This is a genomic window from Methylobacterium radiodurans (genome assembly GCF_003173735.1).
Classification (GTDB): domain Bacteria; phylum Pseudomonadota; class Alphaproteobacteria; order Rhizobiales; family Beijerinckiaceae; genus Methylobacterium; species Methylobacterium radiodurans.
Window position 1 is genome coordinate 19,643 of record NZ_CP029551.1, and the last position, 24,741, is coordinate 44,383.

The following is a 24,741-nucleotide window of genomic DNA, read 5'->3' on the forward strand; positions in this document are numbered from 1 at the left end:
CAGTGCCGCGCCCTCGGACAAAATGTATCAGGGCGTAACATTGGACCTTCGCCACGGGGTCCGAGGCCTCTCGGACGCTTGACATGCCTGACGTTCCGGGCGACGGCTCAGGCTGTCCCGCGGGCCCTGTTCGGCGCCGCGGGGTCGCGTTTCGGGGGTCGAGCCGCTCCATCCGCGGATCCGGCATCAACCGCACGATAGAGCTCCGGATCGCGGGGCGAGAGCGAAGGAAAGACATCTCGGCGTGACTGCGGAACCGAACGAGGACATTCTCCAGGGCGCACGCGTCCTCGTGGTGGAGGATGAGGCGGCGATCTCGATGCTGCTCGAAGACATGCTGCTCGATTTCGGCTGCGACGTCGTCGGGCCCGCCGCCCGCCTCGCGACCGCGCTCGAGATGGCGGAGGGCGAGAGCTTCGACGTGGCGATCCTCGACGTGAACGTCGCGGGCGAGCCGATCTACCCGGTCGCCGAGACCATCGCCCGGCGCGCCCTGCCGCTGATCTTCTCCACGGGCTACGGCGGCGCCGGCATCCGCGAGCCGTTCCGCGACCGCCCGGTGGTGCAGAAGCCCTTCAGCCAAGCCGACCTCAAGCGCACGCTGATCTCGGCGATCCGCACCGCGCGGGGCTGAGCCCAGGGGCCCCTCACCCCATCCCCTCGATCGGGAAGGCGTCCGGCCTGTGCTCCGGCCAAGCGCGCCGCCCGATGAAGACCGCGTCGGCCCGCAGCGTGAGACCGGCGCAAGCGGGGTGCCGCGCGAGCCAGGCCCGCACAGCCCGCGAGAACAGCCGGCGCTTGCGCGCGTCGATCGCCTCCCGGGCAGCGTGAAGTTCCGCCCGAGCCTTCACCTCGACGAAGACCAGGTTGCTGCCCCGCCGCACCACGAGGTCGATCTCCCCGCCCGCGAGCGCGACCCTGAGGTCCAGCGGACGGTAGCCCTTCAGCATCAGCCAGGCGAGCGCGAGCCACTCCGCCCGGCGCCCGCTCGCATAGGCCCGGCGGCGTGCGGTCCGGTCAGGCGTCGTCCGGTCCATCCCCCTGGCCCTCCTCCGTCTCCTGCCGGCTGAGCGCGAGGGCGCGCGCGTAGACGAGGCGCCGCTTCAGCCCGGTCTCGTCGGAGACGAGGCTCGCCGCGTCCTTGATCGAGTGGCGGGCGAGCGCGGTGCGGAGCGCCGCGTCAAGCGCCGCGTCGGCGTCCGCCTCCGGGGCAGCCTCAGGGCCGGTGCCGATCAGCACCACGATCTCGCCCCGCGGTGCGCCCTCCTCTGCGAAGAGGGCCGCGAGACTGCCCAGCGTCCCGCGCCGCACGGTCTCGTAAAGCTTCGTCAACTCGCGGGTCACCGCCGCGGGCCGCTCAGGTCCCAGCACCTCGGCGGCGTCGGCGAGCATCTCGGGCAGGCGGTGCGGGGATTCGAACAGCACGAGCGTGCCCGGAAGGCCCGTCAGCGCGTCCAGGCGGTTGCGTCGAGCCCCCGCCTTCTGCGGCAGGAAACCCTCGAAGAAGAAGCGGTCGGTCGGCAAGCCGGCAGCGACGAGGGCCGTCATCACGGCGGAGGCGCCCGGAACCGGCGTCACCGGGATGCCCGCCTCGATCGCGGCCTGGACCAGCTTGAAGCCGGGATCGGAGACGAGGGGCGTGCCCGCGTCCGAGACCAACGCCAGGGCCTGCCCTTCCTGCAGGCGCTCGATCATCCGCGCGCGCACCGCATCCGTCGAGTGCTCATGATAGGCGAGCAGCGGCGTGGTGATCCCGTAATGGGCGAGCAGCGTGCGGGTGACGCGGGTGTCCTCGGCGAGCACCGCGTCGGCGGCAGCCAGAGTCGCCAGCGCCCGAATCGTAATGTCGCGCAGGTTGCCAATAGGGGTCGCGACCACGTGGAGGCCGGGCGCCAGGGGCTCTGCCTCGCTGGCGAGCCCGAAGGCCGTGAAGGTCGTCGGTCCCTCGCGGCGCGGCGGGGCGCCGGGCGGGCGGCGGGCGGGATCGGGGCGCTGGCTCATTGCGGCCACAATGCCACGGACGCGGGGAGAACGCGGCGCCTTTCCGGCCGGCGCGTTTACTTTTCACCGGCAGACTTTAGCGTGATCGTGACCTGATCGCCGAGGAGATCCGCGATGGCGCGCCCAAAGCTGCCGGGAACCGGTCCGGGGCTTCTCGGCCGGCTCGCCCTGCTCGGCGCCCTGGGGCTGCCGCTCGCCGCCTGCATCGGCGGTCCGGACGGGCCCCGGAGCGTGCGCGAGGCGCCGCAGCCCCAGGCCGAGGCGCTGCCGGCCACGCCGGGCGTGCCGGCAGGTGGCGCGGGGCGCATCGGCTCCGGCTCCGTGAAGGTCGCGCTGGTCCTGCCGCTGACCGGCCAGGGTTCGGCCCTCGGCGCGGCCATGCGCAACGCCGCGGAACTCGCATACGAGGAGTTCCAGCAGCCCGACCTCCAGATCCTGGTGAAGGACGACCGCGCGATCCCAGATGGCGCCCGCGAAGCGGTGCAGGCGGCTTTGGCCGAGGGCGCCGACCTCGTGCTCGGGCCGGTCTTCGCGGCCAACGTGCAGGCTGCCGCCCTGCCGGCGCGCAATGCGGGCAAGCCCGTCATCGCTTTCTCGACCGACGCGGCGGTGGCGGCGAAGGGCGTCTACCTCCTGAGCTTCCTGCCCCAGCCGGAGGTCGACCGGATCGTCGACGCCTCCGTGGCGGACGGCAAGCGCTCCTTCGCGGCTCTGATCCCGGAGACCGCCTACGGCAACGCCGTCGAGGCCCAGTTCCGCGAGGCGGTGGCGCGCAAGGGCGCGCGGGTCGTGGCAATCGAGCGGTATCCGGCCGGCGCGCCGGGACCGGCGGTCGAGCGCCTCGCGCGCGTCATCGGCGGCCCCGCGCCGCAGGCGGACGCGCTGTTCCTGCCCGAGACCGCGGACGGCATGCCGGCGCTCGCCGCCGCGCTCGCCAAGGCCGGCTACGCCCCGGGCCGGGTGCGCCCGGTCGGCACGGCGGTGTGGAACGAGCCACGCCTCTTCGCGCTGCCGGCCCTCCAGGGCGGGCGCTTCGCTGCGCCCGACACGGCGGGCTTCACGGGCTTCGCCGGGCGCTACCAGGCGCGCTTCGGCACGAACCCGCCGCGGGTCGCCTCGCTCGCCTACGACGCGGTCTCGCTCGCCGCGGCGCTGACCCGGCGCTACGGCAGCCAGCGCTTCGCCGAGGAGACGCTGACGACGGGCGCGGGCTTCGCCGGCACGGACGGCACCTTCCGGCTCCTGCCCGACGGCCTGAGCGAGCGGTCGCTCGCGGTCTACGAGATCCGCAACAACGCCGTCACGGTGGTGAGCCCGGCCCCGCGCGCGCTCGGCAAGCCGGGGACATAGGCAGAAGCCAGCGGTGCGGTTTCAGGCTATTCGCCGCCCCTTCTAAAACGCCTGAACGCCGGCACCGGACCGGCCCAAGGTCAGGCCGCTAGTTCGGCCACCAGGGCATTGAGCACCGGCGCCCCGCGGGCGGTCGCGGCGATGCGGCCGGTGCCGAGCCGGGCGATCAGGCCGTCCGCCACGAGCGCGTCGAGGCGGACGGCATCGAGCCGCCCCCCCCTGAGAGCCGCGTAGCGGGCCGGGTCGATGCCCTCGGCGAGGCGCAGGCCCATCATCAGGAACTCGTCGGCCTGGTCGGGGCCCGCGATTGCCTCGGTCTCGGCGATGCCGTGGCCCTCGGCCTCGACCCTGGCCAGCCACGCTTCCGGCGCCCGCTCAGTGACGGTGCCGATCCGACCCGCATCAGTGACGAGGCGGCCGTGCGCGCCCGGGCCGATGCCGGCGTACTCGCCGTAGCGCCAGTAGAGCAGGTTGTGCCGCGATTCCGCGCCGGGCCGAGCGTGGTTCGAGATCTCGTAGGCCGGAAGGCCCGCGGCGGCGCAGACCTCCTGGGTCACGTCGTAGAGGATGCGGGCGCTCTCCTCGTCGGGCGGCACGAGCCGGCCGGCCGCCGCGAGCCCGTAGAAGGGCGTGCCGGGCTCGATGGTCAGCTGGTAGAGCGAGAGGTGCTCGGCCGCGCGCCGGATCGCCTCGGCGAGCTCCAGGCGCCACGCCTCAGGCGTCTGGCCCGGCCGGGCGTAGATCAGGTCGAACGAGGTGCGGGCGAAGGTGGCCTGCGCGATCTCCACGGCCGCGAAGGCCTCCGCCGCGCTGTGGAGCCGGCCGAGCGCTTTCAGGGAAGCGTCGTCCAGCGCCTGCACGCCGAGCGAGACGCGGTTGACGCCGGCCGCGCGGTAGCCCCGGAAGCGTCCGGCCTCGACGCTGGTCGGGTTGGCCTCCAGGGTGATCTCGGCCTCGGGCAGGATGCCCCAGGCCGCATCGACCGCCGCGATCAGCCCCGCCACGGTCTCCGGCCGCATCAGCGAGGGCGTGCCGCCGCCGAGGAAGATGCTGGAGACCCGCCGCCCCGGCGTGCGCGCCGCCGTGTGGGCGATCTCGGCCTGGAAGGCCGCGAGGAAGCGCCCCTCGTCCACAGGCGCGTGGCGCACGTGGCTGTTGAAGTCGCAGTACGGGCATTTGGCGGCGCAGAAGGGCCAGTGCAGGTAGACCCCGAAGCCCGCGTCGCGGGTTGGGTGATCGGGATAGCCGCTCATCGCATCCCTATGAGCGGCTGCCCCGGCACACGCAATCAGCCCGGCCGCCGCAGGCAGGCGGCGGCGAGCGCCACGAAGGCGCGGGCGCGGTGGGAGAGCGCGTTGCCGCTCTGCCAGTCGACCCCGTGCTTCTCCTCCGACGAGATCTCGCCGAAGGTCCGCTCGAACCCGTCGGGCCGGAACATCGGGTCGTAGCCGAAGCCGGCGGTGCCACGGGGCTCGACCAGATCGCCGAAGACGCGGCCCTCGAACAGCTCTGTATGGCCGTCCGGCCAGGCGAGCACCAGGGCGGAGACGAAGTGCGCGCGCCGGTCGGTGGCGCCTCGTCGGTCGAGCTCGGCGAGGATGCGCGCCATGGCGCCGGAGAAGTCCTTCGCGGCACCCGCCCAGCGGGCCGAGAAGATGCCGGGCGCGCCGTCGAGCGCGTCCACGCAGAGCCCGGAATCGTCCGCGAAGGCCGGAAGCCCCGACGCCTGCGCGGCGGCGTGCGCCTTGATGGCCGCGTTCTCGGCGAACATCGTGCCGGTCTCGTCGGGCTCCGGGAGGCCGAGTTCGCCGGCCGAGACCGCCGCGACGCCGAACGGGGCCAGCAGCTCGCGCATCTCCACGAGCTTGCCGGCGTTATGGGTCGCGATGACGACCTGGCCCGCGAGGATGCGGCTCACGACGCGATCGCCTGCTTCTGGAGGGCAACGAGGTCGGCCACGCCAGCCTTCGCCAGGCGCAGCATGTCGAGCAGCTCGGCCTCCGAGAAGGGCGCGCCCTCGGCGGTGCCCTGCACCTCGACGAGGCCGCCCGAGCCCGTGATCACGAAGTTGGCGTCGGTCTCGGCGGCCGAATCCTCGGCGTAGTCGAGGTCGAGCACCGGGGTACCCTTCGAGATGCCGCAGGAGACCGCCGCGACATGGTCGCGCAGCGGATCGACCGAGATGATCGAGCGTCCGCGCATCCAGGTGAAGCACTCATGCAAAGCCACCCAGGCGCCGGTGATCGCCGCCGTGCGGGTGCCGCCATCGGCCTGGATCACGTCGCAATCGACCGTGATCTGGCGCTCGCCGATCGCCGGCAGGTTGGTCACGGCGCGCAAGGACCGGCCGATCAGGCGCTGGATCTCGTGCGTGCGGCCGGAGGGCTTGCCCGAGGAGATCTCGCGGCGCGTCCGGGTGTGGGTCGCCCGCGGCAGCATGGAATACTCGGCCGTGACCCAGCCCTTGCCGGAGCCGCGCAGCCAGGGCGGTCCGCGCTCCTCGAGGGAGGCCGTGCACAGCACCTTGGTCTCGCCGAAGCTGACCAGGCAGGAGCCTTCGGCGTAGCGCGCAACGGCGCGCTCGAGCGTGACCTTGCGCAGCTCGTCCGGCGCGCGCTTCGAGGGCCGCATGACCCGCTCCTCTGTCGGTGATCGAGGCCGGGCTCTTACGGGCCGCGGGCGCGGGCGGCAACCCGTCCGCCCGCTGACCTCGCCTCAGCGCTCCAGCCGCGCCACGAGGCTCGACGTGTCCCAGCGCCCGCCGCCCATGGTCTGCACCTCGGCGTAGAACTGGTCTACCAGGGCGCTGACGGGGAGCTTGGCGCCGTTGCGGCGGGCTTCGTCGAGCAGGATGCCGAGATCCTTGCGCATCCAGTCGACCGCGAAGCCGAAGTCGAACGTGCCCGCATTCATGGTCTTGCCGCGGTTCTCCATCTGCCAGGAGCCGGCCGCGCCCTTGGAGATCACCTCCAGCACAGCCTCGACGTCGAGACCGGCGCGCTTGGCGAAGTGCACGCCCTCCGACAGGCCCTGGACGAGGCCCGCGATGCAGATCTGGTTCACCATCTTGGTGAGCTGGCCGGCGCCCGCCGGGCCCATCAGGCGGGAGGCGCGGGCAAAGCTCATGATGGCCGGCTCGACCCGGGCGTAGGTCTCGGGCTCGCCCCCGCACATCACGGTGAGCACGCCGTTCTCGGCGCCCGCCTGACCGCCCGAGACGGGCGCGTCGACGAAGCCGATCCCGGCCTCCGCCGCGGCCGCGGCGAGTTCGCGCGCCACCTCGGCCGAGGCAGTGGTGTGGTCCACGAAGGTCGCGCCGCGCTCCATCCCGGCGAGCGCCCCGTCCGGGCCCAGCACGACGCTGCGCAGGTCGTCGTCGTTGCCGACGCAAGCGAAGACGATCTCGGCGCCGCGGGCCGCCTCCCGGGGCGTCGCCGCGTGCGCGCCGCCGTGCTTGGCGACCCAGGCCTCGGCCTTGGCGGGCGTGCGGTTGTAGACCGTGACGTCGTGGCCCTTGGCCGCGAGGTGGCCGGCCATCGGACCTCCCATCACGCCTAGGCCCAGAAAGGCTACCTTCGCCATCGTGTCGTCTCCCGCAAATTGCAACCGCCGCGAGCGGTCTAGATTTGGCCGGGCGGCCGGTCAAACCGCACGGCCGCGTGGTGGTTCGGGTTGTCGCACCGGCCGCCGCACCGCTTGAGGCGGTGCCGGGAATGTTCCCGAAAATTAACCCTTCCCTGTTCTCCCGCCCACGATTCTGCGCCAGAAGGGGCCCGGATTGCCGGCCGCGGAAGAGCCGGTTCGTGGAGTGGGACGCCGATGGGCGCGATCAGCAAGCACGGGCCGTGGGCCCTGGTGGGGGCGCTCGGCGCCGCCGCACTCTCCATCGTCGCGATCGAGCGCGGCGAGGCCGTCAACGCCCTCTGGCTCGTGGTGGCGGCGGTCTGCGTCTACCTCATCGCCTACCGCTACTACTCGCTCTTCATCGCCGAGAAGGTGATGCGCCTCGATCCGGCGCGCGAGACCCCGGCGGTGCGCCACAACGACGGCCTCGACTACGTCCCCACCAACAAGACCGTGCTGTTCGGCCACCACTTCGCGGCGATCGCGGGCGCGGGACCGCTGGTCGGACCGGTGCTGGCCGCGCAGATGGGCTACCTGCCCGGCATGCTCTGGATCCTGGCGGGCGTGGTGCTGGCCGGCGCCGTGCAGGACTTCATGGTGCTGTTTGTCTCGATGCGCCGGGACGGCCGCTCGCTCGGCGAGCTGATCCGCTCGGAGCTCGGCACCGTCCCCGGCATCATCGCGCTGGTGGGCACCTTCCTGATCATGGTGATCCTGCTCGCCGTGCTGGCGCTGATCGTCGTGAAGGCGCTGGCCGAGAGCCCCTGGGGCACCTTCACGGTGATGATGACCATCCCGATCGCGATGCTGATGGGCGTCTACACCCGCTACATCCGCCCGGGTAAGATCGGCGAGGTCTCGATCATCGGGTTCGTGCTCCTGATGGCCGCGATCATCTACGGCCAGAACGTCGCCGCGAGCCCGGTCTGGGGCCCGGCCTTCACCTTCACGGGCACCCAGCTCTGCTGGCTGTTGATCGGCTACGGCTTCGTCGCCTCGATCCTGCCGGTCTGGCTGCTGCTCGCCCCGCGCGACTACCTCTCGACCTTCCTCAAGATCGGCACGATCGTGGGTCTGGCGCTCGGCATCGCCGTCGTCGCCCCGCACATGCAGATGCCGGCGATGACCAAGTTCGTGGACGGCACCGGCCCCGTCTGGTCGGGCCAGCTCTTCCCGTTCCTGTTCATCACCATCGCGTGCGGCTCGGTCTCGGGCTTCCACTCGCTGATCTCCTCGGGCACCACCCCGAAGCTGATCGCCAACGAGCAGGACGCCCGCTTCATCGGCTACGGTGGCATGCTGATGGAATCCTTCGTGGCCATCATGGCGCTGATCTCAGCCTGCGTGATCGACCCGGGCGTGTACTTCACCATGAACACGCCCGCCGCGATCGTCGGCACCACGCCGGAGAGCGCGGCCGCCGCGGTGACCAAGCTTGGCTTCCCGATCAGCCCTGAGGCCATCACCCAGACCGCTCAGGATGTCGGCGAGCACACCATCATCTCCCGCGCGGGCGGCGCCCCGACGCTGGCGGTCGGCATGGCGCACATCATCTCCTCGGCGGTGGGCGGCAAGGCCATGATGGCCTTCTGGTACCACTTCGCGATCCTGTTCGAGGCCTTGTTCATCCTCACGGCGGTCGATGCGGGCACGCGCGCCTGCCGGTTCATGGTGCAGGACCTGATCGGGCTGGCCGTCCCCGCCTTCAAGGACACGACGTCGTGGGTACCCAGCATCGTGGCGACCGCCATCGCGGTGGGGGCCTGGGGCTACTTCCTGTACCAGGGCGTGACCGACCCGCTGGGAGGCATCAACACCCTGTGGCCGCTCTTCGGCATCTCGAACCAGATGCTGGCCGCTGTGGCGCTGACGCTCTGCACGGTGGTGATCTTCAAGATGAAGCGCGAGCGCTACGCCTTCGTCACCATCATCCCGACCCTGTGGCTCTGCATCTGCACCCTCACGGCCGGCTGGCAGAAGATCTTCTCGGCCGACCCGCGCATCGGCTTCCTGGCGCACGCCGACCGCTACGCGGCGGCCGCCGCCGAGGGCAAGGTGCTGCCGCCGGCCAAGAACGCCGACCAGATGGCACAGATCATCTTCAACGACCGGATCGACGCGGCGCTCGCCGTCGTGTTCATCGGCCTCGTCCTGGCGATCGGCATCTTCGGCATCCTGTCGTGCATCCGGGCACTGCGCGCGGTCGGCTGGACGGCGCGCGAGAGCGATGCGCCCGCGGGCGGGCGCGCGGTTCCGGCGGAGTGAGGCCATGGGATCGTCGCAGAGCCTGATGGAGCGCTGGAAGACGCTGCAGAAGTGCGTCTGCGACGGCGCCCGGCTGATGGTGGGCCAGGGGGATTATGCGGCCTATGCCGAGCACATCCGCCGCACCCACCCGGACCAGCGGCCGATGAGCGAGGTGGAGTTCTTCCGCAACCGCGAGAACGCCCGCTTCGGCGTCGGCAACACCAACGGCTTCCGCTGCTGCTGACGCCCCTGCGGAAAGAAACCCGGCGCCCGCGCGTTCCCACGCGCGGGCGTTTTCGTGCCCGCGGTCGGACGAGGAACGCGATGGTGGCGGAGCATGCCGACGAGGCGCCGGAGCCGCGGGCTGTGAACACGGCCGAGCCCTGGGAGCGGGCCTACTGGGCGCGTCGCTTCATGGTGCCGGTCGAGCAGGTGGTCGCGGCAGTGGCCGCGGTGGGCGACGACCCCGCCCAGGTCGCCGCCCATCTCGGGCGCGACTGGCCGGGGCACGAGACCATCACGTGAGGTCGTGCTGAGGTTCGTCCCGGCCAGCGGGTCTTGACTCGGCCGGGACAATTGCGGTCCCTCCGCCGCGGGAGAACCGCATGAGCATCCTTCAGGACGCAATCCTTCGCTTCGGCCGCACGATCATCTCGTATGCGGGCGACGCGGTATTCCTCGAGGCGGCGGTGTCGGCCGCGGCCAACGTGATCGTGGCCGACGGCGACATAGCCGAGGAGGAGGTCGAGTCGGCCATTGCCGGCATGCGCGCCAACCCGATCCTTGAGAAGTCCTACGACACCCTGCGCATCGAGCAGGAGTTGTACGAGGGCATCGCTCGCGCCAAGACGCGCGCCGGCCGCGTCGAGAACCTGCGCCTCGTCCAGGCGGTGGCCGATCGCCCGGTCGAGCAGCGCCAGGACATCTTCCTGATCGCGGCGGACGTGGCCGATGCGGGCGGCGTCAAGGAGGCCGAGCATCGGGCACTCGCCGAGATCGCCGCGAGCCTCGACGTCGACAAGGACGCTCTTCTAGGTTGAAAATCTGTCCGTTTCCGCCATCATCGAACGCCTGCAGGTTGACCGAGGCCGGCGGCAGACGGCACTGACCGAGCGCGTGTTCGATGGACGGTGTCGCCAAGATCATCGAAGCTTTGACGAAGCTCGGTGTGCTGATCGTCGCGACCGCGTTCTTGTGGAGGCTGTTTCCAAGTCTCCTCGCGCTCATCGCTTCGCGGGCTTTCTCCGTGAAGGTCGCGGGCATGGAACTGACGGTCCAAGAGGCGACCCAGAAGCTTCAGCGAAGCGTGGAAGATCTGCAGAGCGAGGTGATCCGCTCGCGGATCCAGGACGACCGGGGCGTGAAGCCATCGCCGCCGCCGGTGGCCGCTTCGGCCGTGAAGCGACGCCCTCGCCGCATTCTCTGGGTCGACGACGTGCCAGCGAACATCGCGATGGAGATTTCGCAGCTCAATTCGAACAGCATCGACGTCGTGCTCGTGAAATCGACCGAAGAAGCGGTGAAGCTCCTGGCCTATGACCAGAACTTTGCGGCGATCGTCTCCGATATGGTGAGAAAGGAAAACGGATCCAACAACAAGATTGCTGGAATCGTTCTGCTGAGATCGATCAGAAAGACGGGCCTATCGCTGCCGTTCTATGTTTTCTCGAGCGGGAAGTCGGAGGCCGAGTTCGAGCAGACCGTGACGGCGGAAGGCGGCAACGGAATCACCTCGTCATCGCTGCGCCTGCTCGAATGGGTCACGGAGGCGGTCGCCGGCTGACTTGCGAGCGACGGGCTTGCGGACGGACGGGATGGCCGATGCCGCTCCGAGTCCGCAGGCAGCGCGAACCGATCGGACGCACGAAGCTCGCGCGAACGGGGCGCTCGCGATCGTCGCGCCGTCACCCATCCGCGACACGACGCCATACGATCGGATGGGCGGTTCGGGCGGACATCCTGCGGAAACAATCGTATCGCTGGTAGCAAGACCGGGCCGGACGCCGCCCGGGACCCAGTGGCGAACCCGTTAGAGATATGGGCCTCGTTCAGTACGCGCTGAAGTTCCGCATCACCGTCTACGTGCTCGCCGTGCTGATGATGCTGGGCGGCGCGGCGGCCGTCGTGACCACACCCAAGGACGTGCTGCCCGTCGTCGACATCCCGGTGGTCGTCGTGGTCTGGACCTATACGGGCCTGTCCACGCCCGAGATGGAGCGGCGCGTCACCACCTACGCGGAGTTCTCGCTCTCCAACAACGTCAACAACATCAAGCGGATGGAATCGACCACCCTTCAGGGCACGGCGATCCAGAAAATCTATTTCGACGACGCGGTCAGCATCGATCTGGCAATTTCCCAGACCGTCTCGGCGATGAACTCGATTCGCGCCGCGATGCCACCCGGCATCCAGCCGCCGATCGTGCTGCGCTTCTCCGCATCCTCGGTGCCGGTGATCCAGCTCGCGCTCACCTCCTCCAAGGAGAGCCTGACCAAGGTCAACGACTACGCCCAGTACCGCATCCGACAGCGTCTGGTGCAGGTGCCGGGCTCGACTCTGCCCTCGCCCTTCGGCGGCACGCCGCGCCAGATCATGGTCGATCTCGACCTGCACGCGCTCCAGGCGCTGGGGCTGACGGCGCTCGACGTCACCAACGCGGTCACCGCCCAGAACCTCACCGTCCCCTCGGGGCTCGCCAAGATCGGCGAGCAGCAATACCCGGTCCAGCTCAACGCCACGCCGGAGGCGATCGAGGCGCTGAACACCCTGCCGATCAAGACGGTGGCGGGCCAGCCGGTGCTGGTGCGGGACGTGGCCCAGGTCCGCGACGGCGGTCCGCCGCAGGTCAACGTGGTGCGGGCGGACGGCATCCAGTCGGTGCTGATGCGGGTGTTCAAGAACGGCACCGCCTCGACGCTCGACGTCGTCAACAACGTCAAGAAGGCGCTGCCCGAGATCCGCGCGGCGGCGCCCGACGGGCTGCAGATCAAGCCGCTCTTCGACCAGTCCGTCTTCGTCACCGCGGCGATCGAGGGGGTGCTGCACGAGGCGATGATCGCGGCGGGGCTCACCGGGCTGACCATCCTGCTCTTCCTCGGCTCCTGGCGCTCGACGCTGGTGGTGCTGATCTCCATCCCGCTCTCGATTCTCACCTCGCTCGCGGTGCTGGCCGCGCTCGGCCAGACCATCAACGTGATGACGCTGGGCGGCCTCGCGCTCGCCATCGGCATCCTAGTAGACGACGCGACGGTCGCGGTTGAGAACACCTACCGGCTGTTCGAGGAGGGCGAGCCCTTCCGCAAATCCGTGGTCGAGGGCGCGGCCAGCATCGCGAAGCCGACGCTCATCTCGACGCTCTCGATCTGCGCGGCCTTCACCTCGGTCTTCGCGCTCACCGACACGCCCCGCTACCTGTTCACGCCCCAGGCGCTCGCGGTCGTCTTCGCGATGCTGACCTCCTACCTCCTGTCGCGCACCCTGGTGCCGGTGCTGATCGACGTGCTGGTGGCGCGGGAATACGCGCAGCACCACGGCGGCGGCACGCAGCCGCCCCGCACCCGGATCGGGCGGGCCCTCGCCCTCGTCGGCGGGCCGGTCTTCCGGGCAGCCGGCGCCTTCCGGCACGGCTTCGAGGCGCGGTTCAGTCGCTTCCACCGCGGCTATCTCGGGCTGCTGCACGCGGTGCTGGCCCGGCGCGCGGTCACGCTCGTCATCGTCGGCCTGATCTTCGCCGGCACGGGCGCGCTCTTCACCTTCGTCGGGCGGGACTACTTCCCGCAGGTCGCGTCGAGCCAGATCACCCTGCACCTGCGCACCCGACCCGGCATGCGGATCGAGACCGCCACGGAGACCTTCGCGGCGGTGCAGAGGGTGGTGCGGGAGGTGATCCCCGAGGGTGAGATCGAGCAGGTGCTCGACAATATCGGCCTGCCCTCGAACAACTACAATTTCGCGTTCTCGGACGGATCCTTCGTGGCCTACAACGACGGCCAGATGCTGATCAGCCTGAAGGAGGGCCACGGCTCCACGGCGCTCTACACCAAGCGCCTGCGCGAGGTGCTGCGGGAGCGCTTCCCTGACCTCGTGGTCTACACCCAGCCCTCCGACATCATCACCCAGATCCTCAACTTCGGCACGCTGGCGCAGATCGACATCCAGGTCTCGGGCCGCAACACCGAGAAGGATCTGGCGGTCGCCCAGAACATCGTGCGCCGCCTCAAGGAGGTACCGGGCGCGGTCGACGTTCACCTGCACCAGATCGTCGGCACGCCCCAGTTCTTCGTGGACGTCGACCGGCGCCTCGCCTCGGAACTCGGCCTGACGCAGCAGCAGATCGCGCAGGGGCTCAACGTCTCGCTCGCCGGCTCCTTCCAGGTGACGCCGAACTTCTGGTCGGACCCGAAGACCGGCATTCCCTACCAGCTCTGGGTGCAGACCCCGGAATACCGCAACGACTCGCTGACGGCCTTGCGCAACACGCCCCTGATGGTGCGCGCCGAGGGCGACCGGCCGGGCGTCCTCACGCTCCTCTCCAGCGTGGCCGATTTCCGCCGCCAGGGCATCCAGACGGTGATCAACCACGTCAACACCGCGCCGACCTTCAATGTCTACGCCTCGGTGCAGGACGCGGACCTCGGCTCGGTGGCGGCGGAGATCCGCAAGATCGTGGACGACGAGCAGAAGAACCTGCCGGCGCCCGACAAGATCACGGTCCGCGGCCAGATCGAGAACATGGACTCGGCCTTCTTCCGGCTCGGCATCGGCCTCTCGATCGCGCTGGTGGCCGTCTACCTCTTGATGGCGGTGAACTATCAGAGCTGGGGCGATCCCTTCGTGGTGCTGCTCGCGCTGCCGCTCGCCTTCTGCGGCATCGTGTTCAGCCTGTTCGTGACGGGAACCAGCTTCTCCATTCCCTCGCTCTTCGGGGCGATCATGTCGGTGGGCATCGCGTCCGCGAACTCGATCCTGCTCGTCACCTTCGCGCGCGAGCACCGGGAGGCGACGGGCTGCTCGGCGCTGGAGGCCGCGCTGCTGGCGGGCGAGACGCGCCTGCGCCCGGTGCTGATGACGGCGGGCGCGATGTTCCTCGGCCTGATCCCAATGGCGCTCGGCACCGGCGAGGGCGGTGAGCAGAACGCGGCGCTGGCCCGCGCGGTGATGGGCGGCATCGCCTTCGGCACCCCCGCGACGCTGCTCTTCGTGCCCTTCCTCTACACGCTGCTGCGCAGCGCTCCGGTCCAGGCGCCGAGCGATTATCTGGAGGGCGCCGAGCCGGCGTAAGCTGGTTTACGCCTACCGACCCAGGCTCGACCGGCGTCCGCTCAGTCCTCGCAGCCCGTGCAGATGCTGTCCTCGATGCGCTCGATCGCGCGTTGCTCGCGGCGCTGCGCGGCGGCCGAGGGCTCGTCGCCAGGCCCGAGCGCGGCGCCGGGCGGCTTCGTCACGCCCTCCCGGTTCGTGTAGGGCGCGGTGATCGTCGTCGTTGGCCCGCCGCCGGTCCCGGTGAGGTCGGGAGCCTGGGCGTGCGCCGCGACGGGTACGGCGGCGAGAACGAGGGCGACGGGGAGCGTCGAGCGGGCGAGCGGCATGGCGAGCCTCCTTCGCGGACAGGCGAAGTCTACCACGCCGAGGAAGTCAGTAAACGCCCGCCTCAGCGCACTCGGCGCAGACCGGGCTTGCGCCGCTCGACTGTACGGCGAAATACGCCGACCATCTCGATGTGGCCCGAATACCGGAACTGATCGACCGGCGTCACCCGATCAAGGCTGTATCCGCCCGCCACCAGGGTCGCGGCATCGCGCGCGAAGGTACCGGCATCGCAGGCGACGCCCACGACGAGGGGCACCTGCGACTCGGCGAGCTGGTGCACCTGCGCCTGGGCGCCGGCCCGGGGCGGATCGAGCACCACCGCGTCGAAGGCGTTGAGGTCGTGGGCGAGCAGCGGGCGGCGGAACAGGTCCCGGCGCTCGTGGGTCAGCCGGCGCAGGCCGCTGAGCGACCGGAAGGCCCGGTCGAGACCGGCGAGCGGTGCGGCCTCGCCCTCGACGGCGTGGACCTCCACGGTCCGCGCCATCGCGAGGCTGAAGGGTCCGCAGCCGGCGAAGAGGTCGGCGGCGCGCCGCGCCCTCTTCGGCAGGGCGTCGAGCACCAGGGCGGTCAGCGCCGCCTCGCCCGCCGCCGTCGCCTGCAGGAAGCCGCCGGGCGGCGGGTAGAGAAGGCCGGAGCCGGACGGGACGGTCGGCGGCACGCGCTCCACCACCACGTCGCCGTGCAGCGAGAGCCGGGCGAGGCGCAGCTCCTCGGCGAGACGCACCAGCGCGGCCCGCACGCCGGCCGCGACCGGGCCGTGCCCGCGAATGTCGACGTCGAGCCCCGCCTCGGTCGCCGTCACCGCGACATCGAGGGGCTTGCGCCCGTGGCCGAGCGGCGCGCTCAGCGCGCGGGCGATCGCGGGGGCCGGGTGGAGCGCCGGCACCGTGATCGGGCAATGGTCGATCGCCACGAGGTCGTGGCTGCGCGCCGCCATCAGGCCGGCTTCGGCCCTGCCCTCGCGCTCGCGGACATGCAGGGTGATCCGGCGCCGACCCTCGCCGTGCGCGTCGATCAGGGCGCCGGGCTCGACCGGCAGGCCCGCCTGCGACAGGGCCTGGGCGAGCAGGCCACGCTTCCAGGCCGCGTAGGGCTCGAGCGCCAGGTGCTGCGTCGCGCAGCCGCCGCAGCGCCCGAAATAGGGGCAGAACGGCTCGATCCGGTCCGGGGAGGCCGCCTCGACGGACTCCAGCACGCCGCGCCCGCCCTCGCGGCGGATCGCGACCCGCTCGCCCGGCAGCGCGCCGGCAACGGGGGTGCCGTCCTCGGCGATGCCGTCACCCCGCGCGCCCAGACGGCTGATCGTGACGGTCTCGCTCATGTCGGGTCCTCGGAGGTCGCGCGGCGGGCGCCGACCAGGAATTCGGTATTGCCGTCGCCGCCCTGGATCGGGGACGGCAGGAGGCCGAGGATCGCGAAGCCGAGACCTTCGAGGGCGGTCCGCACCTCGGCACAGACCGCCTCGTGGACGGCCGGGTCGCGCACGATGCCGCCGCGGCCGACCCGGGCGCGCCCGGCCTCGAATTGCGGCTTGATCAGCGCCACGAGATCCGCCCGCGGCGCGAGGAGGCCGGCCACCGCGGGCAGGACGAGGCGGAGCGCGATGAAGCTGACGTCGATCCCGCAGAGGTCCGGCACCGGATCGAGCGGGGCTTCGAGCGCGCGGATGTCGGTTCCCTCGCGGCAGGTCACGCGCGGGTCGGCGCGGAGCGAGGCGTGGAGCTGGTCGCGCCCGACATCGACGGCGTGGATGCAGGCCGCGCCCCGGCGCAGCAGCAGGTCGGTGAAGCCGCCCGTCGAGGCGCCGACGTCCAGCGCGGTGCGACCCGCCGGATCGAGCCCGAACGCGTCGAGCGCCGCCTCCAGCTTCAGCGCGCCGCGAGAGACGTAGGGATAGGGCGCCTCGGCCTCGACCCGGGCCCCGGCCGGGATCGCCTCCGAGGCACGGGCGAGCACGCGCCCGTCCACGCGCACGAGCCCGGCCGCGATCGCCGCCTGCGCCCGCGCTCGGCTCTCGAAATGCCCGTGCTCGACCAGGAAGCGGTCCGCCCGGAGGCGCTCGCCCGTCATCGTCCTCTCGTCCGCGTACCTATGCGCCCTGTCGGCGCGCCCAAGTCGGCCTAACTAGCCCGGCACCGAGAGGAGAGCCATCGCATGACACGCATCCTGCCCCTGCTCGCGCTCGCCGCGGGCCTCGTGCCCGCCGCGGCGCTCGCCCAGGAGCCGGCCAAGCCCGCCGAGCAGACCAAGCCGGCCGAGCCGCAGACCTACGAGACCCAGATCAAGAACAACAAGGGCGACACGATCGGCACCCTGAAGCTGCGCGACGGGGCCAACACCCTGGTGGCGCGGGTGACGATCCAGGCCGGCGGCCTGCCGCCCGGCTGGCACGGCATGCATTTCCACGCGGTCGGCGACTGCTCGGACCCCGAGAAGTTCGAGAAGTCGAAGGCCCATGTGAACCACGACCAGAGCAAGCACGGCCTGCTCAACCCGGACGGGCCCGACGAGGGTGACCTGCCCAACATCTTCGCCGCGCAGGACGGCTCGGTGAACGCCGAGGTGTCGAGCGAGACGCCGCTCACGGGCGAGGGCGGCCTGAAGGACGGCGACGGCTCGGCGCTGATCATCCACGCCAACGAGGACGACCACGCGAGTCAGCCGATCGGCGGTGCGGGCCCCCGGATCGGCTGCGCGGTGATCAAGTAGCAGCGCCCAGGAACGCGAACGGCCCCGGATACGCCCGGGGCCGTTCCGTGCGAGCCATCCGCCTCAGGCGTGGGCCAGGGCGCGCTTCTTGCCGAGCGCCTCCTCGACCGTGCCGGCGCCGTCGAGATAGCCGTGCACCTTCGGGTTCGGCATGATCACCGAGGCCACGAAGGCGATGGCCAGCAACACGGTGACGTACCAGAAGAACGTCGATTCCATGCCGTTGTCCTTGAACCAGAGGGCAACGTACTCGGCCGTGCCGCCGAAGGTTGCGTTGGCGAGCGCGTAGGAGAGGCCGACGCCCAGCGCCCGCACCTTGGTGGGGAACAGCTCCGCCTTCACGATGCCCGAGATGCCCGTGTAGAAGCTCACGACGAGCAGACCCAGGATGATGAGCCCGAAGGCAACGTAGGGGTCCTGGTTCGCGCCGATCGCCGTCATCAGCGGCACCACCATCACGGTGCCGAGGCCGCTATAGGTGATCATGCTGGCCTTGCGCCCGATGCGATCGGACAACCAGCCGAAGAAAGGCTGCACCACCATGTAGACCAGCAGCACCGCCGTCATCGTGCGCGAAGCGACTGCCTTGTCCATGTGCGCGGTGTTGACGAGATACTTCTGCATGTAAGTTGTTAAGGTATAGAAAACTAGAGAACTTCCAGCCGTATAGCCGAGTACGATGCAGAAGGCGCGCCAGTGCTTGAAAAGCTCACTGAAAGTGCCCGCGTTCTCCTTGTCGGAGCCGCCGGTCTCGGCGAGCGAGCGGCGCAGGTAGAGCGCGACGATCGCGGCCGCCGCGCCGATGAAGAACGGGATGCGCCAGCCCCAGGCCGTGATCTGCTCGGCGGACATCACCGATTGCAGGATGATGAGGACGAGCGAGGCCAGAAGCTGGCCGCCGATCAGCGTGACGTACTGGAACGACGCGAAGAAGCCGCGATGGCCCTTGAGCGCAACCTCGCTCATGTAGGTTGCGCTGGTGCCGTACTCGCCACCGACCGAGAGGCCCTGGAGCATGCGGGCGAGGAGCAGCAGGACGGGGGCGAGCGAGCCTACGGTCTCGTAGGTCGGCAGGATGCCGATCAGCAGCGAGCCGAAGCACATCATCAGCACCGAGATGACCATCGAGGTCCTGCGACCCACCCGGTCGGCGATGCGGCCGAACAGCCAGCCGCCGATCGGCCGCATGAAGAAGCCCACCGCGAAGATGCCGGCCGTCTGGAGCAACTGGCTGGTGGGATCGCCCTTCGGGAAGAAGGCGGGCGCGAAGTAGAGCGCGAAGAACGCGTAGGTATAAAAGTCGTACCACTCGATCAGGTTACCAGAGGACGAGCCGACGATAGCCTTGATGCGGCGGCGACGGTCTTCGGCGGCGTCCGCGGCGGACGGCGCGATCCCGATCAAGTCTGACATTGCGTCACCCTGGCCCACGACCGCAGGCAGCCTCCTCCTGCGGGAGGGGGGAGTTAGCATGCCGGGCCACCGCGGGCCCAGGGCGATGCGGCGCGCGCGGTGAGTGGTGCGCGCGAAGTGTCATTCTCAGCGGGATTAAATTCGGGCCAGCCAACGTGGCGGACCGCCTCAGCGATGCCCGTCGAGGAGCCGCGAGACCACGCGGGCGGTGTAATCGACCATCGGCACGATGCGGGCGTAGTTGAGCCGCGTCGGGCCGATGACGCCGACGACGCCAACGATCTTCTGCTGGCCATCGCGGAACGGCGCGGCGATCATCGAGGAGCCGGAGAGCGAGAACAGCTTGTTCTCCGAGCCGATGAAGATCCGCACCCCGTCGCCGTCCTCGGCGCGCGCCAGCAGATCGATCACCTCCTTCTGGGTCTCCAGGTCATTGAAGAGCAGGCGGATGCGCTCGAGATCCTCGGCGGCCCGCAAGTCGTCCAGCAGGTTGGCCTGGCCGCGCACGATGAGCTGGCGCGCCTCGGAGGGACCGACCGTGGTGGCGAGGCCGGCATCGACCAGCCGCTCGGTGATCGCATCGAGTTCGCGCTTCATCGCCTGCCGCTCCACCTCGATCTCCTGGCGCAGCGAGCCGAGGGTGCGGCCCTGGAGCCGGGCGTTGAGGTAGTTCGAGGCTTCCTGCAGGGCGCTCGCCGGCAGGCCCGGCGGCAGGTCGAGCAGCCGGTTCTCGACCGAGCCGTCGTTCGAGACCAGCACGACGAGGGCCCGGGCGGGATCGAGGCGCACGAACTCGATGTGCTTCAGATGCACGTTCGACTTCGTGGTCAACACCACGCCGGCCCCGCGCGAGATCCCCGAGAGCAGGATGGACGCCTCGGCCAGGGCCGATTCGAAGGTGTGGCCCGAGGCGGCAGCCCGCATCTGCGCCTCGATGCGCTCCTGCTCCTCCCGGCCGACATCCCCGAGCTCCATCATCGCGTCGACGAAGAAGCGCAGGCCCAGCTCCGTCGGCAGGCGCCCGGCCGAGGTGTGGGGCGCGAAGATCAGCCCGGAATGCTCCAGATCCGACATCACGTTGCGGATCGAGGCCGGCGAGAGCGTCATCGGCAGGATGCGCGCGAGGTTGCGCGAGCCGACCGGCTCGCCGGTCGTCAGGTAACTCTCGACGATCTGGCGGAAGATCTCGCGGGCGCGCTCGCTAAGGACGTTGAGCGGCGGGGCTGGGGCGGGGAAGGGGTTCTGCTCGTTCACGGCTCTGATCCTGGGCCGGCGATTGTGTCCGCAGGGCGGCGCGCAATCAATCGGTGCGCGCCCGGTACGGCTCGCGGCGGAATCGTGCGGCATCCGCGCGGTCGCATGGGACGGAATCGCGCGACCGTGCGTTGTAACAGTAGGGCCCCGGACGCGCCGGCGGCCCGCCTAGACGACATCAAGACCTTCTCCCGGGAGACCAACGCATGCGCCTCGGTGCACGATCGATCCTGCTCAAGTTCGCCGCCGTTCTCCTTCTCTGTGCCGGTTTCGGCGTCACGGTCGCCCCCCGCGGGGCCGAGGCCGCGCCGCTCGCCGTCCCGGCGGGCGTCGAGATGCCCGCCTCGGGCCTGGAGACGGTGCAGTACCGCCATCACCATCGGCATCATGGCATGCACCGCGGCTGGCATCATCGGCGGCACTTCCACCATCACCACCGCCATTTCCGGCCCCGTCACTGGCACCGGCACCACCACCATCACCGCCGCGGCTTCTACCGCTACTGAGGTTCGCTGACGGGGGGCGGCGGTTGCATATCCGATGCCGCCGCTCCCCCCGGCCCGGAATTCTGAGGGTGATCCGGCGAGGGGACACCGCCGGGATCGACCATCCGCGCCGCCGCCTCCGGGTCGAGCCAGGCCCAGTCCGGCCCCATCTGATGGCGGAACCACGTGAACTGGCGCTTGGCGTAGGCGCGCGTGTCGGCCTGCCCCCGGACGATCGCGTCCTCCAGGCTCATCGTGCCGTCGAGATGGGCGATCAGGGCCGGAACCCCGTGGGCGCGCATGATCGGCAGGAGGGGGTCGAGCCGGCGCTCCCGCAGGCGCGCCACCTCGTCCAGCGCGCCGGCCGCGATCATCGTGCGGAAGCGCGCGTCGATGCGCGCCCGCAGGACGTCCCGGTCGGGCGCCAGGAAGATCTTCCGCAATCGCAGCCCGGCGAGCGGACCGGGCACGGGCTCCCCCCGGAAGGCGGCGATCGGCCGGCCGGTCGCGGCAAGGATCTCCAGCGCCCGCAGGATCCGGGCGCGGTCGCTCGGGCGCAGTGCCGCGGCACCCTCCGGGTCCCGGGCCGCGAGGTCGGCGTGCAACGCCTCGGTCGGACGCTCCGCGGCGCGGCTCCGGACCGCTTCCCGCACCGACTCGGGCACCGGGGGCATCTCGGAGAAACCCGCTTCCAGGGCGCGGAAATACAGGCCGGTCCCGCCGCAGAAGACCGCCAGCCGGCCGTCGAGCCGGGCCAGGAGCGCGGCGACGTCGCGTGCGAACGCCCCGGCCGAGTAGTTCACCGCCCCGTCGACATGGCCGTAGAGCCGGTGGGGCACCCGCGCCTCCTCGGCCGCGTCCGGCCGCGCGGTGAGCACGCGCAGGTCGGCGTAGACCTGCATCGAGTCCGTGTTGACCACGACGCCGCCGTGCCGGAGCGCGAGGCTCGCGGCCAGCGCCGACTTGCCGGAGGCGGTCGGCCCTGCAATGAGGATGGCCGCCGGCCGGTCGCCGGGCGGCTCCTGTGACTCGACGCGTCCCGACACCAGCTTGGACTTCTCCCGATGACCCTGGTCGCGGTCCTGATATCAAACTCGGAGCGGCCCGCCATCACCGACGCGGTGCTGGCCGAGGCGCGGCGCGTGCTCGCGACCGAGCACCAGCCGCGCACCCTGCACGGCGAGGTCGCGGCCGAGATCCTGGTGCCGGGCGCCCCCGCCTCCGCGCCCGCCCTGACCGAGCGCCTGCGCGCGGCGCTGGGACCCGAGCCGATCGACCTCGCGGTGCTGCCGGCCGACGCCCATCGCCGCAAGCGCCTGTTCCTGGCCGACATGGACTCGACCATGATCGAGCAGGAATGCATCGACGAACTGGCCGACGAGGTCGGGCTGAAGGCCCACGTGGCGGCGATCACCGAGCGGGCGATGCGCGGCGAGATCGCCTTCGAGCCGGCCTTGCGCGAGCGCGTCGCGCTGCTGAAAGACCTGCCCGTTGGCACGATCGACGGGCTGATCGCCGAGCGCATCACCCTGACGCCGGGCGGGCGCACCCTCGTGCGGACGCTGAAGGCGCACGGCGCGCATACCTGCCTCGTCTCCGGCGGCTTCACCCTGTTCACCGGTGCGGTGGCGGACAAGATCGGCTTCGACGAGAACCACGCCAACCGTCTCACCCTGGCCGGAGACCGGCTCGCCGGCACGGTCGAGGAGCCGATCGTCGGCAAGGAGGCCAAGCGCGCGACGCTGATCGACCTGCGCACTCGGCTCGGCCTCGATCCGGCCGAGACGCTGGCGGTCGGCGACGGGGCGAACGACCTCGCCATGATCGGCGAGGCCGGCCTCGGCGTCGCCTTCCGGGCCAAGCCCGCCGTCGCTGAGGCGGCGCGGGTTCGGATCGACCACGGCGACCTCACGGCCCTGCTCTACCTGCAAGGCTACGGTGCGGCCGAGTTCGTGGATTGACGGGCCGAGACGCGCGCGGCCGGCATCCGGACAAAGTGTAGCAGGCCTCCATCACGCGATCGAACGTTGACCGGACAGACAATCATCGCATTCGACGAGGTCCGTATGGTCAAGCATTCTCTCCTGTTCGCATCGGCGATCGCCGGCGCGCTCACCCTGATCCCGGCGGCCTCCGAGGCCCAGAACGTCCTGGCCTTCCGGGGCGGCGGCGGTGGCGGCAACGCGCTCGCGGGAGGCGGCTTCGGCGGTCCGGCCGCCGGTGGCGGCTTTGCCGGACGCGGCATCGGCGGCGGCTTCAATCGCGGAGGCGTCGGGATCGGCGGTGGCGGCTTCAACCGCGGAGTCGGCTTCGGCGGCGCCGGTCTGGCTGGCCGAGGCTACGGGTTCAATCGCGGCTATGGGTTCAATCGGGGCTATTACGGCCACCGCTACGGATACGGCTATGGCCGGCGCGGCTACGGGCTCGGCGGGCTCGGCCTAGGTGTCGGGCTCGGCCTCGCGGGCGGCCTCGCGGCCGGCAGCCTCTACGGCGGCTACGGCTATCCGGGCTACGGCTACGAGGGCGGCTATTACGGCGGCTACGCACCGGCCGGTTACGGATACGCCCCGGTGAACGACGGCTACTCCGAGACGGAGGTCGTCACCTCCGGCGATTCGGCCGAAGAGGCCTGCGCCCGCCGCTTCCGGACCTACGACCCGCGGACGGGCACCTATATCGCCAAGGGCGGCGTGCGCCGCTCCTGCCCCTGAGGCGAGAGATCGGCTAGGCTCGCGACGGCCCCGCACGCTTCCGCGTGCGGGGCCGTTCCACGTTCAGGCGAGAGGGGGCAGATCGTGAGCGCAGAATCGATCCACACGCTCAACCGGGCGCGGGCGAGCCTCGTGCGCGAGCGCGACGCGCTGGCCCGGCGCATCGCCGGCATGGATTTCTCGCCCGTCACGATGGCCGAGGATCTCACCCGGATCCTGGTGGCGATCGAGGCGGTGGACCGGGCGCTGACGGCGGAGGGCCATCCCTACCTGCCGCCCGACCTCGCCGAAAGCTGAGCGGGGTGCTGACGCCTCAGCCGCCCGTGACGCTCATGTGGCGCGGCACCGCCGCCGGGCGTTGGCGCGCAATGACGAAGTCGTGGCCCTTGGGCTTGCGGGCGATCGCGTCGATCACCGCCTGCGTCACCAACGCGTCGTCGGGCGAGGCGCGGAGAGCCGCGCGCAGGTCCGCCGCATCCTCCTGCCCGAGGCACATGTAGAGCTTGCCGGTGCAGGTCAGGCGCACCCGGTTGCAGCTCTCGCAGAAATTGTGCGTCAGCGGCGTGATGAATCCGAGTCGCCCGCCCGTCTCCTCGACCCGAACGTAGCGGGCCGGGCCGCCGGTGCGGTCGGGCAGCGGGGTCAGGGTCCAGCGCTGCTCCAGGCGCTCGCGCGCCACCGAGAGCGGCAGGAACTGGTCGGTGCGGTCGCCCTCGACCTCGCCGAGCGGCATCACCTCGATCAGCGTCATCTCCATGCCGAGCCCGTGGGCCCAGGCGATCATGTCGGCGATCTCGTGCTCGTTGACGCCCTTCAGCGCCACCGCGTTGATCTTCACCTTGATGCCGGCGTCCCGCGCCGCCGCGATCCCGTCGAGCACGACCTTGAGGTCGCCGCGCCGGGTGATCGCCCGGAATTTCTCCGGGTCGAGGGTGTCCAGCGACACGTTGACCCGGCGCACGCCGAGATCCGCGAGCTCACCGGCAAAGCGGCCGAGCTGCGTGCCGTTGGTGGTCAGCGTCAATTCCTGCAGCGCGCCCGAATCGAGGTGGCGCGAGAGCCGGCGGAACAGGTGCAGGATGTCGCGCCGCACCAGCGGCTCGCCCCCGGTGACGCGGAGTTTCCGCACGCCCCGCGCGATGAACACGCCGCAGAGCCGGTCGAGCTCCTCCAGTGTGAGCAGGTCGCGCTTGGGCAGGAAGTTCATCTCCTCTGCCATGCAGTAGACGCAGCGCAGGTCGCAGCGATCCGTGACGGAGATGCGCAGATACGTGATCGCCCGCTGGAAAGGGTCGATCAGCGGCATCACGGGCGCTGCGGTGTCGGTACGCGGACCCCACATACGGGACTCGGTGCTC

26 protein-coding genes are annotated in these 24,741 nt (G+C 70.8%); 13 read left to right on the top strand and 13 right to left on the bottom strand.

Annotation, left to right across the window (positions count from 1 at the left end):
- The first annotated feature begins 244 nt into the window (after nucleotides 1–244).
- Nucleotides 245–634, top strand: a complete 390-nt coding sequence (locus DK427_RS00100; RefSeq protein WP_109949480.1) for a response regulator — start codon at nucleotides 245–247, stop codon at nucleotides 632–634.
- 13 nt (nucleotides 635–647) lie between these two features.
- Here the strand turns inward: DK427_RS00100 and DK427_RS00105 are convergent, their stop codons facing one another.
- Nucleotides 648–1,037: a YraN family protein gene (locus tag DK427_RS00105; protein WP_109949481.1), complete on the bottom strand. Its 390-nt coding sequence runs from the start codon at nucleotides 1,035–1,037 to the stop codon at nucleotides 648–650.
- The gene (gene rsmI / locus DK427_RS00110; RefSeq protein ID WP_109953895.1) at nucleotides 1,018–2,001 is read right to left on the bottom strand and encodes a 16S rRNA (cytidine(1402)-2'-O)-methyltransferase; all 984 of its coding nucleotides are present in this window, start codon (nucleotides 1,999–2,001) and stop codon (nucleotides 1,018–1,020) included. Before rsmI ends, DK427_RS00105 begins: the two co-directional genes overlap by 20 nt.
- Nucleotides 2,002–2,115: 114 nt before the next feature.
- Between rsmI and DK427_RS00115 the strand changes: the two genes are divergently transcribed.
- Nucleotides 2,116–3,351 (top strand): penicillin-binding protein activator, encoded by a 1,236-nt coding sequence (locus DK427_RS00115; protein WP_109949482.1) that lies wholly within the window; start codon nucleotides 2,116–2,118, stop codon nucleotides 3,349–3,351.
- Between the two features lie 80 nt (nucleotides 3,352–3,431).
- On the opposite strand, the gene hemW is transcribed toward DK427_RS00115, so the two are convergent.
- The 4 genes from hemW to DK427_RS00135 all read right to left on the bottom strand — a co-directional run bounded on the left by hemW (nucleotide 3,432) and on the right by DK427_RS00135 (nucleotide 6,933).
- Nucleotides 3,432–4,604: a radical SAM family heme chaperone HemW gene (hemW, locus tag DK427_RS00120; protein WP_109949483.1), complete on the bottom strand. Its 1,173-nt coding sequence runs from the start codon at nucleotides 4,602–4,604 to the stop codon at nucleotides 3,432–3,434.
- Between the two features lie 35 nt (nucleotides 4,605–4,639).
- Nucleotides 4,640–5,269: an RdgB/HAM1 family non-canonical purine NTP pyrophosphatase gene (gene rdgB, locus DK427_RS00125; protein WP_109949484.1), complete on the bottom strand. Its 630-nt coding sequence runs from the start codon at nucleotides 5,267–5,269 to the stop codon at nucleotides 4,640–4,642.
- A complete protein-coding gene (rph, locus tag DK427_RS00130; protein WP_109949485.1) occupies nucleotides 5,266–5,982 on the bottom strand; it encodes a ribonuclease PH in 717 nt (238 codons plus the stop codon). Before rph ends, rdgB begins: the two co-directional genes overlap by 4 nt.
- A gap of 84 nt (nucleotides 5,983–6,066) precedes the next feature.
- Nucleotides 6,067–6,933: an NAD(P)-dependent oxidoreductase gene (locus DK427_RS00135; RefSeq protein WP_109949486.1), complete on the bottom strand. Its 867-nt coding sequence runs from the start codon at nucleotides 6,931–6,933 to the stop codon at nucleotides 6,067–6,069.
- A 237-nt stretch (nucleotides 6,934–7,170) separates the two neighbouring features.
- Between DK427_RS00135 and DK427_RS00140 the strand changes: the two genes are divergently transcribed.
- From DK427_RS00140 to DK427_RS00165, 6 genes are all read left to right on the top strand, one after another.
- The gene (locus DK427_RS00140; RefSeq protein ID WP_109949487.1) at nucleotides 7,171–9,240 is read left to right on the top strand and encodes a carbon starvation CstA family protein; all 2,070 of its coding nucleotides are present in this window, start codon (nucleotides 7,171–7,173) and stop codon (nucleotides 9,238–9,240) included.
- Between the two features lie 4 nt (nucleotides 9,241–9,244).
- A complete protein-coding gene (locus tag DK427_RS00145; RefSeq protein WP_109953896.1) occupies nucleotides 9,245–9,466 on the top strand; it encodes a YbdD/YjiX family protein in 222 nt (73 codons plus the stop codon).
- An 80-nt stretch (nucleotides 9,467–9,546) separates the two neighbouring features.
- Nucleotides 9,547–9,747 (top strand): DUF3606 domain-containing protein, encoded by a 201-nt coding sequence (locus DK427_RS00150; protein ID WP_109949488.1) that lies wholly within the window; start codon nucleotides 9,547–9,549, stop codon nucleotides 9,745–9,747.
- Between the two features lie 80 nt (nucleotides 9,748–9,827).
- Nucleotides 9,828–10,262, top strand: a complete 435-nt coding sequence (locus DK427_RS00155; protein WP_109949489.1) for a tellurite resistance TerB family protein — start codon at nucleotides 9,828–9,830, stop codon at nucleotides 10,260–10,262.
- A gap of 83 nt (nucleotides 10,263–10,345) precedes the next feature.
- Nucleotides 10,346–11,005 (top strand): response regulator, encoded by a 660-nt coding sequence (locus DK427_RS00160; protein WP_109949490.1) that lies wholly within the window; start codon nucleotides 10,346–10,348, stop codon nucleotides 11,003–11,005.
- 254 nt (nucleotides 11,006–11,259) lie between these two features.
- On the top strand, nucleotides 11,260–14,502 hold the full coding sequence (locus DK427_RS00165; protein WP_109949491.1) for an efflux RND transporter permease subunit: 3,243 nt from the start codon (nucleotides 11,260–11,262) through the stop codon (nucleotides 14,500–14,502).
- A gap of 41 nt (nucleotides 14,503–14,543) precedes the next feature.
- On the opposite strand, the gene DK427_RS00170 is transcribed toward DK427_RS00165, so the two are convergent.
- From DK427_RS00170 to DK427_RS00180, 3 genes are all read right to left on the bottom strand, one after another.
- Entirely contained in the window at nucleotides 14,544–14,810 is a 267-nt protein-coding gene (locus tag DK427_RS00170) for a hypothetical protein (protein ID WP_109949492.1), read from the bottom strand.
- 62 nt (nucleotides 14,811–14,872) lie between these two features.
- Complete coding sequence (locus tag DK427_RS00175; RefSeq protein ID WP_109949493.1) at nucleotides 14,873–16,132, bottom strand: class I SAM-dependent RNA methyltransferase; 1,260 nt, start codon at nucleotides 16,130–16,132, stop codon at nucleotides 14,873–14,875.
- Entirely contained in the window at nucleotides 16,129–16,881 is a 753-nt protein-coding gene (locus DK427_RS00180) for a TlyA family RNA methyltransferase (RefSeq protein WP_109949494.1), read from the bottom strand. The genes DK427_RS00175 and DK427_RS00180 overlap by 4 nt, the downstream gene beginning before the upstream one ends.
- A gap of 84 nt (nucleotides 16,882–16,965) precedes the next feature.
- Between DK427_RS00180 and DK427_RS00185 the strand changes: the two genes are divergently transcribed.
- Nucleotides 16,966–17,520, top strand: coding sequence for a superoxide dismutase family protein (locus tag DK427_RS00185; protein ID WP_109949495.1), 555 nt, complete (start codon nucleotides 16,966–16,968; stop codon nucleotides 17,518–17,520).
- 63 nt (nucleotides 17,521–17,583) lie between these two features.
- Here the strand turns inward: DK427_RS00185 and DK427_RS00190 are convergent, their stop codons facing one another.
- Nucleotides 17,584–18,933, bottom strand: coding sequence for an MFS family transporter (locus tag DK427_RS00190; protein ID WP_109949496.1), 1,350 nt, complete (start codon nucleotides 18,931–18,933; stop codon nucleotides 17,584–17,586).
- Between the two features lie 168 nt (nucleotides 18,934–19,101).
- The gene (gene hrcA, locus DK427_RS00195) at nucleotides 19,102–20,187 is read right to left on the bottom strand and encodes a heat-inducible transcriptional repressor HrcA (protein WP_109949497.1); all 1,086 of its coding nucleotides are present in this window, start codon (nucleotides 20,185–20,187) and stop codon (nucleotides 19,102–19,104) included.
- Nucleotides 20,188–20,393: 206 nt separating this feature from the next.
- Here hrcA and DK427_RS25935 point away from each other — a divergent pair, with 206 nt between their 5' ends.
- Nucleotides 20,394–20,693 carry a hypothetical protein gene (locus tag DK427_RS25935; protein ID WP_162559630.1) on the top strand — a complete coding sequence of 100 codons (300 nt, stop codon included), beginning with the start codon at nucleotides 20,394–20,396 and terminating at the stop codon, nucleotides 20,691–20,693.
- Here DK427_RS25935 and miaA read toward each other — a convergent pair.
- Nucleotides 20,687–21,718 (bottom strand): tRNA (adenosine(37)-N6)-dimethylallyltransferase MiaA, encoded by a 1,032-nt coding sequence (miaA, locus tag DK427_RS00205; RefSeq protein WP_109949499.1) that lies wholly within the window; start codon nucleotides 21,716–21,718, stop codon nucleotides 20,687–20,689. The two genes, DK427_RS25935 and miaA, sit on opposite strands and share 7 nt — an antisense overlap.
- Before the next feature lie 18 nt (nucleotides 21,719–21,736).
- Between miaA and serB the strand changes: the two genes are divergently transcribed.
- From serB to DK427_RS00220, 3 genes are all read left to right on the top strand, one after another.
- Complete coding sequence (gene serB / locus DK427_RS00210) at nucleotides 21,737–22,633, top strand: phosphoserine phosphatase SerB (RefSeq protein WP_109949500.1); 897 nt, start codon at nucleotides 21,737–21,739, stop codon at nucleotides 22,631–22,633.
- Nucleotides 22,634–22,792: 159 nt separating this feature from the next.
- Nucleotides 22,793–23,383, top strand: coding sequence for a BA14K family protein (locus DK427_RS00215; RefSeq protein ID WP_425452614.1), 591 nt, complete (start codon nucleotides 22,793–22,795; stop codon nucleotides 23,381–23,383).
- An 84-nt stretch (nucleotides 23,384–23,467) separates the two neighbouring features.
- Nucleotides 23,468–23,680, top strand: coding sequence for a hypothetical protein (locus DK427_RS00220; RefSeq protein WP_109949502.1), 213 nt, complete (start codon nucleotides 23,468–23,470; stop codon nucleotides 23,678–23,680).
- Nucleotides 23,681–23,696: 16 nt separating this feature from the next.
- Here the strand turns inward: DK427_RS00220 and moaA are convergent, their stop codons facing one another.
- Complete coding sequence (gene moaA, locus DK427_RS00225) at nucleotides 23,697–24,725, bottom strand: GTP 3',8-cyclase MoaA (RefSeq protein ID WP_109949503.1); 1,029 nt, start codon at nucleotides 24,723–24,725, stop codon at nucleotides 23,697–23,699.
- Nucleotides 24,726–24,741 lie beyond the last annotated feature (16 nt).

Coding starts and splice junctions, on each gene's coding strand:
- DK427_RS00105 (WP_109949481.1), bottom strand. CDS start 1,037: ATGGACCGGACGACGCCTGACCGGACCGCACGCCGCCGGGCCTATGCG.
- rsmI (WP_109953895.1), bottom strand. CDS start 2,001: ATGAGCCAGCGCCCCGATCCCGCCCGCCGCCCGCCCGGCGCCCCGCCG.
- DK427_RS00115 (WP_109949482.1), top strand. CDS start 2,116: ATGGCGCGCCCAAAGCTGCCGGGAACCGGTCCGGGGCTTCTCGGCCGG.
- hemW (WP_109949483.1), bottom strand. CDS start 4,604: ATGAGCGGCTATCCCGATCACCCAACCCGCGACGCGGGCTTCGGGGTC.
- rph (WP_109949485.1), bottom strand. CDS start 5,982: ATGCGGCCCTCGAAGCGCGCGCCGGACGAGCTGCGCAAGGTCACGCTC.
- DK427_RS00135 (WP_109949486.1), bottom strand. CDS start 6,933: ATGGCGAAGGTAGCCTTTCTGGGCCTAGGCGTGATGGGAGGTCCGATG.
- DK427_RS00140 (WP_109949487.1), top strand. CDS start 7,171: ATGGGCGCGATCAGCAAGCACGGGCCGTGGGCCCTGGTGGGGGCGCTC.
- DK427_RS00145 (WP_109953896.1), top strand. CDS start 9,245: ATGGGATCGTCGCAGAGCCTGATGGAGCGCTGGAAGACGCTGCAGAAG.
- DK427_RS00150 (WP_109949488.1), top strand. CDS start 9,547: ATGGTGGCGGAGCATGCCGACGAGGCGCCGGAGCCGCGGGCTGTGAAC.
- DK427_RS00155 (WP_109949489.1), top strand. CDS start 9,828: ATGAGCATCCTTCAGGACGCAATCCTTCGCTTCGGCCGCACGATCATC.
- DK427_RS00160 (WP_109949490.1), top strand. CDS start 10,346: ATGGACGGTGTCGCCAAGATCATCGAAGCTTTGACGAAGCTCGGTGTG.
- DK427_RS00165 (WP_109949491.1), top strand. CDS start 11,260: ATGGGCCTCGTTCAGTACGCGCTGAAGTTCCGCATCACCGTCTACGTG.
- DK427_RS00170 (WP_109949492.1), bottom strand. CDS start 14,810: ATGCCGCTCGCCCGCTCGACGCTCCCCGTCGCCCTCGTTCTCGCCGCC.
- DK427_RS00175 (WP_109949493.1), bottom strand. CDS start 16,132: ATGAGCGAGACCGTCACGATCAGCCGTCTGGGCGCGCGGGGTGACGGC.
- DK427_RS00180 (WP_109949494.1), bottom strand. CDS start 16,881: ATGACGGGCGAGCGCCTCCGGGCGGACCGCTTCCTGGTCGAGCACGGG.
- DK427_RS00185 (WP_109949495.1), top strand. CDS start 16,966: ATGACACGCATCCTGCCCCTGCTCGCGCTCGCCGCGGGCCTCGTGCCC.
- DK427_RS00190 (WP_109949496.1), bottom strand. CDS start 18,933: ATGTCAGACTTGATCGGGATCGCGCCGTCCGCCGCGGACGCCGCCGAA.
- DK427_RS25935 (WP_162559630.1), top strand. CDS start 20,394: ATGCGCCTCGGTGCACGATCGATCCTGCTCAAGTTCGCCGCCGTTCTC.
- serB (WP_109949500.1), top strand. CDS start 21,737: ATGACCCTGGTCGCGGTCCTGATATCAAACTCGGAGCGGCCCGCCATC.
- moaA (WP_109949503.1), bottom strand. CDS start 24,725: ATGTGGGGTCCGCGTACCGACACCGCAGCGCCCGTGATGCCGCTGATC.